The sequence below is a fragment of the Streptomyces sp. NPDC086519 genome, assembly GCF_040686075.1.
Taxonomy (GTDB): domain Bacteria; phylum Actinomycetota; class Actinomycetes; order Streptomycetales; family Streptomycetaceae; genus Streptomyces; species Streptomyces shenzhenensis.
The window spans coordinates 26841-41475 of sequence record NZ_JBFBJL010000036.1 but is presented as its reverse complement, the minus strand read 5'-3'; the positions used below and the strand labels follow the sequence as shown (position 1 = coordinate 41475).

Annotated in this window: 14 protein-coding genes and 1 tRNA gene; 6 read left to right on the top strand and 9 right to left on the bottom strand. The window is 70.5% G+C overall.

Features of this window, described 5'->3' with window-relative positions; translation table 11 throughout:
• The first annotated feature begins 82 nt into the window (after positions 1-82).
• The 6 genes from AB0P24_RS29675 (at position 83) to AB0P24_RS29650 (ending at position 4250) form a co-directional block, all read left to right on the top strand.
• The gene (locus AB0P24_RS29675) at positions 83-1048 is read left to right on the top strand and encodes an ABC transporter ATP-binding protein (RefSeq protein WP_365799351.1); all 966 of its coding nucleotides are present in this window, start codon (positions 83-85) and stop codon (positions 1046-1048) included.
• A complete protein-coding gene (locus AB0P24_RS29670) occupies positions 1038-1946 on the top strand; it encodes an ABC transporter permease (protein WP_365799282.1) in 909 nt (302 codons plus the stop codon). Before AB0P24_RS29675 ends, AB0P24_RS29670 begins: the two co-directional genes overlap by 11 nt.
• Positions 1943-2854, top strand: a complete 912-nt coding sequence (locus AB0P24_RS29665; RefSeq protein ID WP_365799280.1) for an ABC transporter ATP-binding protein — start codon at positions 1943-1945, stop codon at positions 2852-2854. Before AB0P24_RS29670 ends, AB0P24_RS29665 begins: the two co-directional genes overlap by 4 nt.
• A 10-nt stretch (positions 2855-2864) precedes the next feature.
• The gene (locus AB0P24_RS29660; RefSeq protein WP_365799278.1) at positions 2865-3584 is read left to right on the top strand and encodes an ABC transporter permease; all 720 of its coding nucleotides are present in this window, start codon (positions 2865-2867) and stop codon (positions 3582-3584) included.
• Between the two features lie 79 nt (positions 3585-3663).
• Positions 3664-3888, top strand: coding sequence for a hypothetical protein (locus AB0P24_RS29655; RefSeq protein ID WP_365799276.1), 225 nt, complete (start codon positions 3664-3666; stop codon positions 3886-3888).
• Between the two features lie 274 nt (positions 3889-4162).
• Positions 4163-4250, top strand: a tRNA-Ser gene (locus AB0P24_RS29650).
• 89 nt (positions 4251-4339) lie between these two features.
• Here AB0P24_RS29650 and AB0P24_RS29645 read toward each other — a convergent pair.
• From AB0P24_RS29645 to AB0P24_RS29605, 9 genes are all read right to left on the bottom strand, one after another.
• Complete coding sequence (locus AB0P24_RS29645; RefSeq protein ID WP_365799275.1) at positions 4340-5137, bottom strand: HAD family hydrolase; 798 nt, start codon at positions 5135-5137, stop codon at positions 4340-4342.
• Positions 5134-6411 (bottom strand): serine--tRNA ligase, encoded by a 1278-nt coding sequence (gene serS, locus AB0P24_RS29640; protein WP_365799273.1) that lies wholly within the window; start codon positions 6409-6411, stop codon positions 5134-5136. The genes AB0P24_RS29645 and serS overlap by 4 nt, the downstream gene beginning before the upstream one ends.
• 530 nt (positions 6412-6941) lie before the next feature.
• Positions 6942-7877, bottom strand: a complete 936-nt coding sequence (gene pheA / locus AB0P24_RS29635) for a prephenate dehydratase (RefSeq protein WP_365799271.1) — start codon at positions 7875-7877, stop codon at positions 6942-6944.
• A 122-nt stretch (positions 7878-7999) separates the two neighbouring features.
• Positions 8000-9280, bottom strand: coding sequence for an iron uptake transporter deferrochelatase/peroxidase subunit (efeB, locus tag AB0P24_RS29630; protein ID WP_365799269.1), 1281 nt, complete (start codon positions 9278-9280; stop codon positions 8000-8002).
• An 8-nt stretch (positions 9281-9288) separates the two neighbouring features.
• Entirely contained in the window at positions 9289-11439 is a 2151-nt protein-coding gene (locus AB0P24_RS29625; protein ID WP_365799267.1) for a copper resistance protein CopC, read from the bottom strand.
• A gap of 14 nt (positions 11440-11453) precedes the next feature.
• Complete coding sequence (locus AB0P24_RS29620) at positions 11454-11978, bottom strand: copper chaperone PCu(A)C (protein ID WP_365799265.1); 525 nt, start codon at positions 11976-11978, stop codon at positions 11454-11456.
• Between the two features lie 32 nt (positions 11979-12010).
• Positions 12011-12664 (bottom strand): SCO family protein, encoded by a 654-nt coding sequence (locus AB0P24_RS29615; RefSeq protein WP_365799263.1) that lies wholly within the window; start codon positions 12662-12664, stop codon positions 12011-12013.
• Between the two features lie 106 nt (positions 12665-12770).
• Positions 12771-13544, bottom strand: a complete 774-nt coding sequence (locus AB0P24_RS29610) for a YcnI family protein (protein ID WP_365799261.1) — start codon at positions 13542-13544, stop codon at positions 12771-12773.
• A 217-nt stretch (positions 13545-13761) separates the two neighbouring features.
• Positions 13762-14625, bottom strand: a complete 864-nt coding sequence (locus AB0P24_RS29605) for a hypothetical protein (RefSeq protein WP_365799259.1) — start codon at positions 14623-14625, stop codon at positions 13762-13764.
• Positions 14626-14635: the final 10 nt, after the last annotated feature.

Here is a 14635-nt window from a genome sequence, read left to right as displayed (position 1 = left end):
GTAATACTGGAGTCTGACGAGAAGACTGCTCCGAGGTCTGACGACCGCAGTGGCCCGGGTCACTACCGTCTAGGGCGTGACTGTGATCGCGACCGAAAGCCTGAGCAAGCGGTTCCCCCGGGTGACCGCGCTCGACCGGCTGTCCGTGGACATCGGAGCCGGTGTGACCGGACTCGTCGGAGCCAACGGCGCCGGCAAATCCACCCTGATCAAGATCCTGCTGGGTCTGTCCCCCGCGACCGAGGGCCGCGCCGAAGTGCTCGGCCTCGACGTAGCGACCAAGGGCGCCGCCATCCGCGAGCGCGTGGGCTACATGCCGGAGCACGACTGCCTGCCGCCCGACGTCTCGGCCACCGAGTTCGTCGTGCACATGGCCCGCATGTCCGGCCTGCCGCCCACCGCCGCCCGCGAGCGCACCGCCGACACCCTGCGCCACGTCGGCCTCTACGAGGAGCGGTACCGCCCCATCGGCGGCTACTCGACCGGCATGAAGCAGCGCGTGAAGCTCGCCCAGGCCCTGGTCCACGACCCGCAGCTGGTCTTCCTCGACGAGCCGACCAACGGCCTCGACCCGGTCGGCCGCGACGAGATGCTCGGCCTGATCCGCCGCATCCACACCGACTTCGGCATCTCGGTCCTGGTCACCTCGCACCTGCTCGGGGAACTGGAACGCACCTGCGACCACGTGGTCGTCGTCGACGGCGGCAAGCTGCTGCGCTCCAGCTCCACCACCGACTTCACCCAGTCCACGACCACCCTCGCCATCGAGGTCACCGACAGCGACGAACACCCGGACGGCAACCGCGCGGTGCGCGACGCGCTCCAGGCACGCGGGGTGGACACGGACAACGAGGGCGGCGGCCTCCCCGGCGCCGGCCGCATCCTGCTGCTCACCGCGCAGGGCGAGGAGACGTACGACCTCGTCCGTGACGTCGTCGCCGACCTCGGCCTCGGCCTGGTGCGCATGGAGCAGCGCCGGCACCACATCTCCGAGGTCTTCACCAGCAACGACGAGCAGCGGAAGGAGGCGACCGTCCATGGCGGTTGAGCATCCCCTGGCCACCCCCGCGGGTGACCAGTCCCGAATCCACGACATCGGCTACCGCGGCTACGACGGCCCGCGCCTCGGCCGCGCGTACGCCCGCCGGTCCCTCTACTCGCAGACCCTGCGCGGCTCCTACGGCCTCGGCCGCTCGGTGAAGTCCAAGGCGCTGCCGATGCTGCTCTTCGCGGTGATGTGCGTGCCGGCGGCCATCATGGTCGCCGTCGCCGTCGCCACCAAGGCGCACGACCTGCCGGTGTCCTACACGCGATACGCGATCATCATGCAGGCCGTCATCAGCCTGTACGTCGCCTCCCAGGCGCCCCAGGCCGTCTCCCGCGACCTGCGCTTCAAGACCATCCCGCTGTACTTCTCGCGGCCCATCGAGACCGCCGACTACGTCCAGGCCAAGTTCGCGGCCCTGGCCTCCGCGATGTTCATCCTCACCGGCGCCCCGCTGGTCGTGCTGTACGTGGGAGCCCTGCTCTCCAAGATGAACTTCGCCCACCAGACCAAGGGGTTCGGCCAGGGACTGCTCTCGGTGGCCCTGCTGTCCCTCCTCTTCGCCGGCATCGGCCTGGTCATCGCGGCGGTCACCCCGCGCCGCGGCTTCGGCATCGCCGCCGTGATCGCCGTCCTGACCATCTCCTACGGCGCGGTCTCCACCCTCCAGGCCATCGCCGACTCCCAGGGCAGCACCAGTGCCATCCCGTGGATCGGCCTGTTCTCGCCGGTCACCCTGATCGGCGGCGTGAGCACCGCCCTCCTCGGCGGCACCAACACCTTCCCGGGCGGCGACGGGCCCTCCCACGCCCAGGGCGCGGTGTACCTGCTCGTCATCGTCGGCCTCATCGCCGCCTGCTACGGCCTTCTGCTGCGCCGCTACAAGAAGGTGGGACTGTGACCACGCTCTCCATCGACCACGTCTCCCGCTGGTTCGGCAACGTGGTCGCCGTCAACGACATCACCATGACCATCGGCCCCGGCGTCACCGGCCTGCTCGGCCCCAACGGCGCCGGCAAGTCCACCCTCATCAACATGATGGGCGGCTTCCTGGCCCCCTCCACCGGCACGGTCACCCTCGACGGGCAGCCGACCTGGCGCAACGAGGCCATCTACAAGCACATCGGCATCGTCCCCGAGCGCGAGGCGATGTACGACTTCCTCACCGGCCGCGAATTCGTCGTCGCCAACGCCGAGTTGCACGGTCTCGGCGCCAAGGCCGCCCAGAAGGCCCTCGCCACGGTCGAGATGGAGTACGCGCAGGACCGCAAGATCTCGACGTACTCCAAGGGCATGCGCCAGCGCGTGAAGATGGCGTCCGCCCTCGTCCACGAGCCGTCCCTGCTCCTCCTCGACGAGCCCTTCAACGGGATGGACCCGCGCCAGCGCATGCAGCTCATGGAACTGCTGCGGCGCATGGGCGACGAGGGCCGCACGGTCCTGTTCTCCTCCCACATCCTCGAAGAGGTCGAGCAACTCGCCTGGCACATCGAGGTGGTGGTCGCCGGACGGCACGCGGCCAGCGGTGACTTCCGCAAGATCCGCCGCCTGATGACCGACCGCCCGCACCGCTACCTGGTCCGCTCCAGCGACGACCGCGCCCTCGCGGCCGCCCTCATCGCCGACCCGTCCACCTCGGGCATCGAAGTGGACCTCGCCGAGGGCGCGTTGCGCATCCAGGCCGTCGACTTCGGCCGCTTCACCACGCTGCTGCCCAAGGTCGCCCGCGACCAGGGCATCCGGCTGCTCACGGTCTCGCCGTCCGACGAGTCCCTCGAATCCGTGTTCTCGTATCTGGTCGCGGCGTAGGAGGCCGAAGATGTACGACCCCACAGTCGCCCGACTCACCTACCGGGCCCTGCTCGGCCGGCGCCGGGCCCTCATCCTGGGCGCGCTGCCCATGCTGCTGATCGCGATCTCCGTCGTCGTCCGAGGCCTGGCCGGAGCAGACGACCAGACGGCCGCCGACCTGCTCGGCGGCCTCGCCCTCGCGACCATGGTGCCGATCATCGGCGTCATCGCCGGCACGGGTGCGATCGGCCCGGAGATCGACGACGGCTCGGTGGTGTACCTGCTGTCCAAGCCGGTCAAACGGCCGACGATCATCCTCACCAAGCTGATCGTGGCGATCGCCGTGACGATGGTCTTCTCGGCCCTGCCGACCCTGGTCGCGGGCTTCATCCTGAACGGCAACGGCCAGCAGATCGCCGTCGCCTACACGGTCGCCGCGCTGGTCGCCTCCATCGCCTACGCCGCGCTCTTCCTGCTCCTCGGGACGGTGTCCCGGCACGCCGTGGTCTTCGGACTCGTCTACGCCCTGGTCTGGGAGGCCCTGTTCGGCTCCCTGGTCCCGGGGGCGCGGACGCTGAGCGTCCAGCAGTGGTCCCTGGCGGTCGCCCACAAGGTGACCGGCGGCGAGCTGGTCACGTCCGACGTGTCTTTGACGACGGGCACGGTGCTGCTGGTCGTGGTGACCGTCCTGGCCACCTGGTACGCCGGCCAGAAGCTGCGCTCGCTGACGCTGGCGGGCGAGGAGTAGACGCCCGCCTTATTGACAGGGGCTTCATCCGGGCCCGGGCACACTGGGCAAAGGGGATGTTCTGCGGAGAGGAACGGGGATGGCTGAGGGCTTCCGGGACGCCGACGCCGACGCGGACTGGGACGGCGTGGTGCTGGACGAGGAGTTCATACGGTCCGCGGGGGCGGCGGAGCCGTCCGCGCGGACTCGGATGCTGGCCGCGAAGTGGCGGGCCGAGGCGCCGGAACCTCAGCCGTGGCGATCGGATGAGCCGCCGGCGGGGTGGTTCTTCAGCAGGGGCCGGCGCAAGTGGTGGCGCCGGTAGGCGGTTCTTCGGTCACACACAGCCCCGCGCCCCTTGGGGGGCGCTCCGGTTCCCTACGTGGCGCTCCGGTTGACGCCGGTTAATTCGATGGCGCCCAACTCGATGCCAGGACACACTCGTTGCATCGCCACAAACCGGGAGAGGAGCCGGACGATGTCCATGCACGACAGTACGTCCCGCTCCCGTCAGGGCAGCCAGAGGCGGATCGCCGTGTAGCTGCCCGGGGCGGCCGCTTCGAGCACGCGATGGTCGCTCTCGCGTGGGCCGCCCACCCGGAGGATTGGCCGAGTGGTAAGGCACTGGCTTGCTAAGCCATGGTCGGGCCTGGAAAGCCCGCGCACGTTCGATCCGTGCATCCTCCGCAGAATTCTTGAGCGCGCGTGAGTGGTCCCGCCCCAGGGGGGCGGGGAACTGCGCTCAGCCCCCGCGCACCCGCGGCCGGCCGACGACCTCAGCCGAGCAGACGCTCCACGACCACCGCGATCCCGTCCTCCTCGTTGGAGGACGTCACCTCGTCGGCCACGGACTGCAGCTCCTCATGAGCGTTGGCCATGGCCACCCCCCGAGCCGCCCAGGTGAACATCGGGATGTCGTTCGGCATGTCGCCGAAGGCGATCGTGTCGGCGGGCTTGAGGCCCAGTCGGCGCGCGGCCAGGGACAGGCCCGTCGCCTTCGAGAGACCGAGCGGGAGCAGCTCCACGATGCCCTCGCCCGCCATGGCGACACTGACAAAGCCCCCGGCCGCCTGCCGGGCCGCTTCCGCCAGCACGTCGTCGGACAGCCCCGGGTGCTGTATGTAGATCTTGTTCAGCGGCTCCGCCCAGAGGTCGGCCGCGTCGCTGAAGGGGGTCGACGGGAGATGGCCCGTCACCGTGTACCCCGGCCCCACCAGTACCTCGCCGTCCAGGCCGCCACGGCTCGCCGCGAGGTACAGCGGGCCGATCTCCGCCTCGATCTTCGCGAGGGCGACCGCGGCCAGCTGCCGGTCCAGCGTCACGGAGGTGAGGAGCCGGTGCGCTCCGGCGTCGTACACCTGCGCGCCCTGGCCGCAGACGGCGAGGCCGTCGTAGCCGAGGTCGTCGAGGATGTGCCGGGTCCAGGGGACCGCGCGGCCGGTGACGACGATGTGCGCGGCGCCCGCCGCGGTGGCCGCGGCGAGCGCGTCACGGGTGCGCCGGGAGACCGACTCGTCGGAGCGCAGCAGGGTCCCGTCGAGGTCGGTGGCGATGAGCCCGTAGGGGAAGCTCACCGGGACGCCGGCTCCAGGACCTCCCGGCCGCCCAGGTACGGGCGCAGCACCTCGGGCACGTACACCGAGCCGTCGGCCTGCTGGTGGTTCTCCAGGATCGCCACGATGGTGCGCGGTACGGCGCACAGCGTGCCGTTGAGCGTGGCCAGCGGCCTGACCTGCTTGCCGTCGCGGACCCGGATCGACAGCCGGCGGGACTGGAACTCGGTGCAGTCCGACGTCGACGTCAGCTCGCGGTACTTGCCCTGCGTCGGGATCCACGCCTCGCAGTCGAACTTGCGGGCGGCCGAGGCGCCGAGGTCACCGGTGGCGACGTCGATCACCCGGAACGGCAGCTCCAGCGCGGTCAGCCACTGCTTCTCCCAGGCCAGCAGACGCTGGTGCTCCGCCTCCGAGTCCTCGGGGACGACGTAGGAGAACATCTCCACCTTGTCGAACTGGTGGACGCGGAAGATGCCCTTGGTGTCCTTGCCGTGCGAACCGGCCTCGCGACGGAAGCAGGGCGAGAAACCGGCGTAGCGCAGCGGGAGGCGCTCGACGTCGATGATCTCGTCCATGTGGTACGCGGCGAGCGGCACCTCGGAGGTGCCGACCAGGTAGAGGTCGTCCTTGTCGAGGTGGTAGACGTCCTGGGCCGCCTGGCCGAGGAAGCCGGTGCCCGCCATGGACTGCGGGCGGACCAGCGCCGGGGTCAGCATCGGCGTGAAGCCGGCCTCGGTGGCCTGCGCGATCGCCGCGTTGACGAGCGCCAGCTCCAGCAGGGCGCCGACACCGGTCAGGAAGTAGAAGCGGGAGCCGGAGACCTTGGCGCCGCGCTCGACGTCGATCGCGCCGAGGAGCTGGCCCAGCTCCAGGTGGTCCTTGGGCTCGAAGCCCTCGGCGCCGAAGTCGCGGATCGTGCCGTGCGTCTCCAGGGTGACGAAGTCCTCCTCGCCGCCGACGGGCACGTCGGGGTGGACGAGGTTGCCGAGCCTGAGCAGCAGCTCCTGGGTCTCGGCGTCGGCCGTGTCGCGCTCGGCGTCGGCGGTCTTGACGTCGGCGGCGAGCTGGCCGGCCTTCTTCAGCAGCTCGGCCTTCTCCTCGCCGGCGGCCTTGGGGATGAGCTTGCCGAGCTGCTTCTGTTCGGCACGGAGCTCGTCGAAGCGGACGCCGGACGACCTGCGCCGCTCGTCGGCGGAGAGGAGGGCGTCGACGAGCGCGACGTCCTCTCCACGGGCGCGCTGGGACGCGCGCACACGGTCGGGGTCCTCACGGAGCAGGCGAAGGTCAATCACGGAGTCAAGGCTACCGGTGCGGGGTTGCCCCCCACGAATCACTATTCACACGTGTTCCGAATAGTGGCTTACGTTCCGCTATGAGGGAATTGCCGGGCGTGTCAATAAAAAGTGTCTCACTCCCTGGGACGGGGCAAGCGCGCGGCCCGCGGTTGACTGGATTTCCCTGGGGAGAACGGCACTTGGGGGTGCCGTTGTCCACAGGAATCCGCGCCCTCCCGAGAGTTATCCACAGGGTGTGTGGATGAGGTGTGGACTTCGGAATTGATCACTCCGCACGCGGTGCGCGAAGAGGGGGATTCCCGCCCCAAACCGGGACAACACCCTCTTTCGAGTGGAAAGTCATCGCTCCAAAAGATGAACCAAGGGAAACGAGTGGACGAAGGGTGATGCGGGCGGACGGAGTCGCGCCGATGGGCTGGAGAGAGATTTGTCGACAGACTCGGGCGTCGGTGTCGACTTGTCCCCAGGTCGAGATGATGGCCTGTGGATAACTCCTGTGGATAACCAGGATATGAGGGTACGACCGGCTAGAAACGGCCGTCCTGGCAGCGCGCCACCCAGTCCGAGGCCGCCACGAACTCCTCGTCCGACGTCCCCGGCCGGGTGGGCGCCGCGGCCTCGCCCGGCTTGATGTCCGCCCGCGGGTAGGAGCCGAGGAACCGCACCTGGCGGCAGATCCGCTTCAGCCCCATCAGCGCCTCCGCCACCCGCCGGTCGGAGATGTGGCCCTCGGCGTCGATGCAGAAGCAGTAGTTGCCGATGCCGGCACCGGTCGGCCGGGACTGAAGCAGCATGAGGTTGATGCCCCGGGTGGCGAACTCGCCGAGCAGGTCGCGCAGCCCGCCGGGATGGTCGTCGTTCTGCCAGAGCACGACCGAGGTCTTGTCCGCGCCGGTCGGGGCGGCCGGCCGGGCCGGGCGGCCCACCAGCACGAACCTGGTCTGCGCGTTCTCCGCGTCGTGGATCTCGGTCTCCAGGGCCTCCAGGCCGTAGCGCGCGGCCGCGAACTCGCCGGCGAAAGCGGCGTCGTACCGGCCCTCCTGGACCAGGCGGGCGCCGTCCGCGTTGGAGGCGGCGGACTCCCAGACGGCCTCCGGGAGGTGCGCCCGCAGCCAGTTGCGGACCTGCGGCTGGGCCGCCGGGTGGGCGGTGACCGTCTTGATGTCGGAGAGCTCGGTGCCCGGCCGGACCAGCAGCGCGAAGGTGATCGACAGCAGCACCTCGCGGTAGATCATCAGTGGCTTGCCCGCGACCAGCTCGTCCAGGGTGGTGGTGATGCCGCCCTCGACGGAGTTCTCGATCGGCACGAACGCGGCCTCGGCCTCACCGCCCCGCACCGCGTCCAGCGCGGACTGCACGGAGACGTACGGGATCAGCTCCCGGGTGGCGGCCTCCGGAAGGGTGCGCAGGGCGACTTCGGTGAAGGTGCCTTCGGGACCGAGATACGCATAGCTCGCTGGCATGTCCCTCACCCTAATGGCCGCAGGGAGACGCGGCTCGCTTGTCTCATCGGATCCACTCGACCGGGTGGTTTGGACCCCGGAAACGCACCAATAGTGATCAGAAACCACTGTGGTAACCGGGCTCACCCCTCCAGCAGCCGCTGCCCCACGTACTCCCCGGCGGCCGCGCCGCCCGGTACCGCGAACAGGCCGCTCGCCTCGTGCCGGATGTACTGCGACAGGGCGTCCCCGCGGTCCAGCTTCCGCTGCAGCGGTACGAACCCGCGCAGCGGATCCGCCTGCCAGCAGACGAAGAGCAGCCCCGCGTCCGGTGTCCCGTCCGCGTCGATGCCGTCGTGGTACGAGAACGGGCGCCGCAGGATGGCCGCGCCCCCGTTCTGGTCGGGCCGGGTGATCCGGGCATGGGCGTTGACCGGGACGATGTACTCCCCGCCGGCCTTGGCCTTGTCCAGGTCCATCGCCGTCGTCTCGGTGCCTCCGGACAGCGGCGCCCCGTTCGACTTCTTCCGCCCGATCACGTTCTCCTGGGCCGCGAGCGACAGCTTCTCCCAGTCGTCGAGGAGCATGCGGATCCGGCGTACGACGGCGTAGGAGCCGTTCGCCATCCACGCCGGATCGCTCGAACCGCTCGCCGGCACGAAGATCCGCCGGCCGAAGTCCGAGTCCGTCGGCTTGGGATTGCGCGTGCCGTCCAGCTGGCCCATGAGGTTGCGGGCCGTCATGGGGTGGGCGGTGGCGCCCGGGGTGCGGTTGAAGCCGTTCATCTGCCAGCGGACCTTCGCCGCGCTGCCCGCGTCCTTCTGGATGGCGCGCAGGGCGTGGAAGGCGACCAGGGCGTCGTCGGCGCCGATCTGCACCCACAGATCGCCGTTGCTGCGCGAGGTGTCGAGGTGGTCGGAGGAGAAGTCGGGCAGCGGGTCCAGAGCGGACGGCCGTTGCTTCTCCAGGCCGGTACGGCCGAAGAAGCTGTTGCCGAAGCCGAAGGTGACCGTCAGCGACGAGGGTCCCGCGTCCCGGGCCACGTCCGTGTCGTCCTGCGTCATCGGCTCGCCGGCCATTAGCCGCTCGGCCGTCGCCGACCAGCGGCGCAGCAGTGCGGCGGCCTCGGTGCGGCCCGCGCCCGCCGCCAGGTCGAAGGCGACGAGATGGCCGCGTGCCTGGAGGCCCTCGGTGATGCCCGGCTGATGTTTCCCGTGAAACATCGCCCGGCCGGAGCCCACCGAGCTGAGCGGGGTGGCCTGGGCGGGGGCGGCCGCGTAGCCGACGCCGGCGCCCGCGGCGCCGAGCGCGAGCCCGGTGGCCCCGGCGGTGCCGAGCAGCGCACGTCGGCTGACACCCCCGGCCGGTGGAGCGTCAGTGGCTGCGGTACGGGCCTTGGTGACGGACTGGGACTGTTCGGGCATGGTGCGGTTCAGCCGATCTGCGCGTTCTTGGAGACGGTCACCTGGTCGATGTCGGAGGTCCGCACGGTGACGGAGACCCTCCAGTCGCCGGCCATGGGGATCTGCACGCCGTTCGCGGCCCAGTGCCCGGTGGTGACGTGGTCGGGGGCCACGGGAAGCGGCCCGAGGTTCTTGGCGGCGAGGGTGAAGGCGACCTTGACCTCGGGGATGTCGAAGGCGCGGCCGTTGGGCCGCTGGACGTAGACGTGCATCTCGTTGCTGCCCACGGTCGCGGGGTCGAGGTCGACGCGGACGACGCCCTTGCCGTCCTTGCCGCCGGTGTCGAAGGACATGTCGAGGGTCAGCGCGCCCGAGGACGAGTTCGACGCCGAGGAGGACGAGGCGGCCGAGGCGGCGGCCTTCGCGTCCTGTTCGGTACGGCCGGGCTCGGTCTGCGTGAGCACGGTCGTGACGGCGAGCAGGACGACGGCGACTCCGGCCTCGGCGAGCACCGAGCGGCGCAGGCCGAAGCGGTGGGGGTCGGCGTCGCGGGCCCGCTTCTGCCGGGCGGTGTCCATGGCGGTCTGCTGCCGGGCCAGTTGCGCGGCACGCTCGGGGTCGGCGTCGGGGCTGGGGTCGGCGTCGGGGTCGGGGGCGGTGTCGTCATCGGCGGACGCGACCTTGCCGGAGACGCCGGAGACGCCGGAGACGCCGGAGACGCCGGAGACGCCCGAGACCGACGCGTCGGAGGAGCCGGTGAGGGACTTGGCGGACGTGCCGGACGCCTCCTTCGTGGCGGCGGACGCCTTGACGGTCTCCTTCTCCTTCGCCGTCTCCGCCTCTTCGGACGCCGCTGCCCCTGCCTCGGTCTCTACCTCTACCTCTACCTCTACCTCTACCTCTACCTCTGCCTCTGCCTCTGCCCCTGCCTCGGTCTCCGCCACCGCGCTGTCCGCGAGCCGCCCCGTCCACCGTCGCGAGATGGACGCGATGCCGACGAGCAGCGCCACGAGCCCGATCTTGACCAGCAGCAGCTCGCCGTAGGTCGTGTCGGTGAACGCCGACCAGGAGCCGAGCTGGCGCCAGGACTGGTAGATGCCGGTCGCGACCAGGGCGAGCACCGATCCGAAGGCGACCCGGGAGAAGCGGCGTACGGCGACGGACTCGACCGGGGTGTCGGCGGGCGCCCGGTAGAGGGCGACCAGCAGGGCGGTGAGGCCGCCCAGCCAGGCGGCGACCGCGAGCAGGTGGACGACGTCGACCGGCATCGCGATGCCCGGCTGGAGTCCGGTGGAGGCGTGCTCGGCCATGGCCCAGCTCGCCGCGAGCCCGGCGGCCACGACGGTCCCGCCGATGGCGAGCCCGAAGGTCAGGTCACGCTTCTCCTCGCCCTCCTCGCGCTTGTCGTAGGCGCCGAAGAGGACGGCGATGAACAGGGCGGCCGCCGCGAGCAGCAGCAGCCGGGAGACCAGGGCGGCGCCGGTCTTGGTCTGCAGGACCTGGCCGAGGAGGTTCAGGTCGACGATGTCGCCGACGCTGCCGGAGGTCGTGTAGGAGCCGCGCAGGAGCAGCAGCCAGAGGGTGGCGGCGGTGAGCGTCAGCCAGCCGCCGACCACCAGGCGCTGCATGGCCCGCACCCCGGAGCCGCGCCGCCAGCAGGCGAGGACGAAGGCGGCGCCGCCGACGAGCACGATGTACCCGGCGTACGACATGTACCGCCCGAAGCCGTACAGCCAGCCGACGACCCCGCCGCCGACGTCCTGGTCCCCGACCGAGGCGACGGTCCTGGAGGGCGCTCCCACGGAGAAGGTGAAGGCGCCGGCGACGGGGTGGCTGTCCGCCGAGACGACCTGCCAGGCCACGGTGTACGTGCCTTTGCCCAGCCCGCTCTTGAGCTGCACGCCGTACGTCGTCCCGCTCAGGTTGTCCGGCTTGCCCAGGTCGACCCGCGCACCCTTGGGGTCGAGGACCCGGATCGAGTTGTTGTTCATCGACACGTTCTCGGAGAACGTGAGCGTCACCTGGTCGGGTGCCTTGGTGACCACCACCCCCTGGGAGGGGTCGCTGCCGGTCAGCGCGGCGTGCGCGGAGGCCGGCCCGGCGCCGGCCAGCAGCGCGCCGGTGACGGCGAGGAACAGCAGCACCAGGGTGCGCAGGCGGGGGGTGATGGTCCGCGTCAAGGTCGGTCCCTCCCTCAGTGTCCGGTCGACGGGTTGTACGTGGCGGACTTCACCGGCATCTCGACGGTGAGCGGACCGGATTCGGCGAATTTGAGTTTCAAGGTGATCGTGTCGCCCTGCTCCGGGCGGCGCTTCAGCTTCTCGAACATCAGATGGTTGCCACCGCTCTTGAACACGAGTTGACCATGGGCGGGCACCTCGAACGAGCTGACCTGCTCCATCGCCCCGCCGTTGGTCTCGTGCATGGTGATCTCACCGGCGGAGTCACTGGTGACGGAGGTCAGCTCGTCCTTCGTGTCGCCCTTGTTGGTGATGGTCAGGAATCCGGCGGCCATGTCCGCGGAGACCGGCTGCGGCATGTAGGAGGCGCCGACGGACAACTCGGCGCGCGAGGAGCCCGACGACCCCGACGATCCCGACGACCCCGACGAACCCGAGACGTTCGAACTGCCGCAGCCCGCCAGGGCAAGGGCCCCCGTGATCGCTATCCCGGTCAGGGCAAGGCGTTTCACGGGTTGCACGGGTTGCACGGGTTTCATGGGTTGCACGGGTTTCATGGGCTTTATGGATGTCACGGGTTCTCCCCCCTGATCAGCTTGGGGAGGTCCTTGGTGTAGTCGTCGACGGTGGCGTCCTCGCCGTAGAGGACGTATCCGCCGTTGGTCTTCGGCGAGAACGCGATGACCTGGGTGCCGTGCACCGAGACGACCTTGCCGGTCTTCTTGTCCTTGTGGGTCGGCTCGATGGAGATGCCGAGGGTGCGGGCGCCCGCCTGGATGGTGGCGAAGTCGCCGGTCAGTCCGACGAAGCCCGGGTCGATGCCCTTGAGCCACTTGCCCAGCTCGGACGGGGTGTCGCGGGCCGGGTCGGTGGTCACGAACACGACCCGCAGCTTCGCCTGGTCGGCCTTGGACAGCGCCTTCTTGGCGACCGCGAGGTTGTTCATGGTCAGCGGGCAGACGTCAGGGCAGTGCGTGTAGCCGAAGTAGATCAGCGTCGGCCTGCCCTTGGTCTGCGCGCGCAGGTCGTACTTCTCGCCGTGGGTGTCGGTGAGCACCAGGTCCGGCTTCTCGAAGGGCGTGTCGAGGATGGTCGCTGCCTTGTTCGAGGTGGACCCGGAGACCACGGTGACGGCTGACTTGGCGTCGTCGCCGCTGCCGCAGGCGGAGAGGGTCAGGGAGGCGGCGGCGAGCAGCGCGGCCGCGGCGAACGTCTTCTTGCGCATACGAAAATGTCCCAGATGTGAGAGATCCGGCGCATACCGGGGTCGTACGACGGTCGTGGGAGTACGACAGCCGCACGACCCCCTGTGCGTGCCACGGACGTGGAACTCAGGCCTCGGTGCCGGTGGTGGAGCGGCGGCGGCCGGCGAGGACGCCGTAGGCGACCCCGGCCGCGCCGACGACGATGCCGACGACGCCGAGGACGCGGGCGGTGGTGTCACTGCCGCCCGCGGAGCCGGAGTCGGCGGCAGCGGTGGTCCCGGTCTTGGCCGACGTCTCCTCGGCGGTGTCCTCGGCCGTGGCGGACCCGTGGTGGTCGTCGGTGGCGGCGGACAGCGCGAGGACCGGGGCCGGGTTCTCCGGCTCGTCCTGGCCCTCCTGCTGGACCTCGATCCAGCGGACGACCTCCTTGTTGGAGTAAGTCTGGACCGCCTTGAAGACCAGTTCGTCGGTGTTCTCGGGCAGGGCGCCCACGGAGAGCGGGAACTTCTGGAAGTAGCCCGGCTCGATGCCCTTGTCCTCGGCGGTCCAGGTGACCTTGGTGACCGCCTGGTCGATCTTCTCGCCGTGCATCTCCAGCGGCTTGGCCAGCTTGGACTTGGTGACCTCGATCTTCCAGCCGGCCATCGGCTGTGGCATCACGGACGCGATCGGGTGGTCCGCGGGGAAGTTGACCTCGACCGTGGTGGTCGAGGCGTCGTCACGCTCGTTGGGGACCTTGAAGTCGATCACTGCGTAACCGCCCTTGGCGGCGGTGCCCTCGGGCTGCACGCTGACATGCGCGAACGCGGGCGAGCAGACGGCCAGTACGGCCGTGCCCGTGACGGCGGCGACGGCGGCGACACGAGAGGTCTTCTTGGCGGACATGACGGAAGCCTTCATGGCAGGGAGCACTCCACTCCGAGTGAGTTCTGTCGTTGAGGGGCACGTGGCAAGCCGATAGCCGGCAACTGGCAGCTGGCAGCTGACAGCTGATGGCCGAAAGCGAAAGCCGAAGAGCGACAGCGGCCATCGGAAAGCGCACGCGCGCGGGCCGCACGAGGGCGGCCGGCCCCTCCGGATCCGGGCAGATCCCGGGGAGTGCGCTGGTCGCGTCGTGTCAGGCGGCGAGAACGAGTACGGCGGCGGCCACCGGCGGCCCGCGCCGGATCACGGAGTGCTGGAGGGTGACGGTGCGCGGGGCGGCCGGTATGTCCCAGGCGCTACGACGGCCGCGCGCGGGCGCCTCGGGTACGGCCACGAGCCCGGCGCACAGGGCGCACGCCAGCGCGAGCGCCCTGTGCAGGGAACGGACGAGCGCCCCCTCGGCGACCCCGTGCGCCGAGTCGGCCGACAGCCGGATCAGGCGCAGCAGCGCCAGGTCGCCCCGGCGCAGCAGCCACCCGGCCACCACAGCCGCGAGGACGTGTCCGAGCAGCATGGGCACGGAGGGCAGCAGCGAGCCGGAGGCCCCGGCGACGTCCGCGGCGTGGGCCGCCCCGCTCGTGCCGGTGGCCGGAGCGGAGGTGCTGAGGTGCGCGTCCGTGAGGATCTTGTACGCGTGGGCGGGGCTGATCTGCGCTGCCCCGGCCCCGCACACCAACCGTGCGGCCCGCTCCACCAGCGAGGCGTCGCTCACGGACGCCGAGGACATGGTCGTCATCGATGTCATCGACGACGACATCGATGACGTGGACATCGACTCGCCGTGCTGACCGAGCCCGAACAGGGTGTGGAGCACGGTCTGCGCCACCGCGAGCAGGGCCACGGTCCCCGGCAGCGAGCGGGCCCGGCCGGTCAGCGGGGCGACGAGCGCCAGGGCGCCCAGGAAGCCCGCGCCGAGCGTCCACAGCGGAACGGCCGCGCAGGAGGCCAGGGTGTGCCCCGCCGCGGCCAGCACGACGCAGAACGCGGCGAACACCGCGGCCCGCAGGAGCCGCAGTCCGCTTCCGGTGCGCGCCGCGCGCGGGTGGGGGGCAGTCATGGCGCGCTCA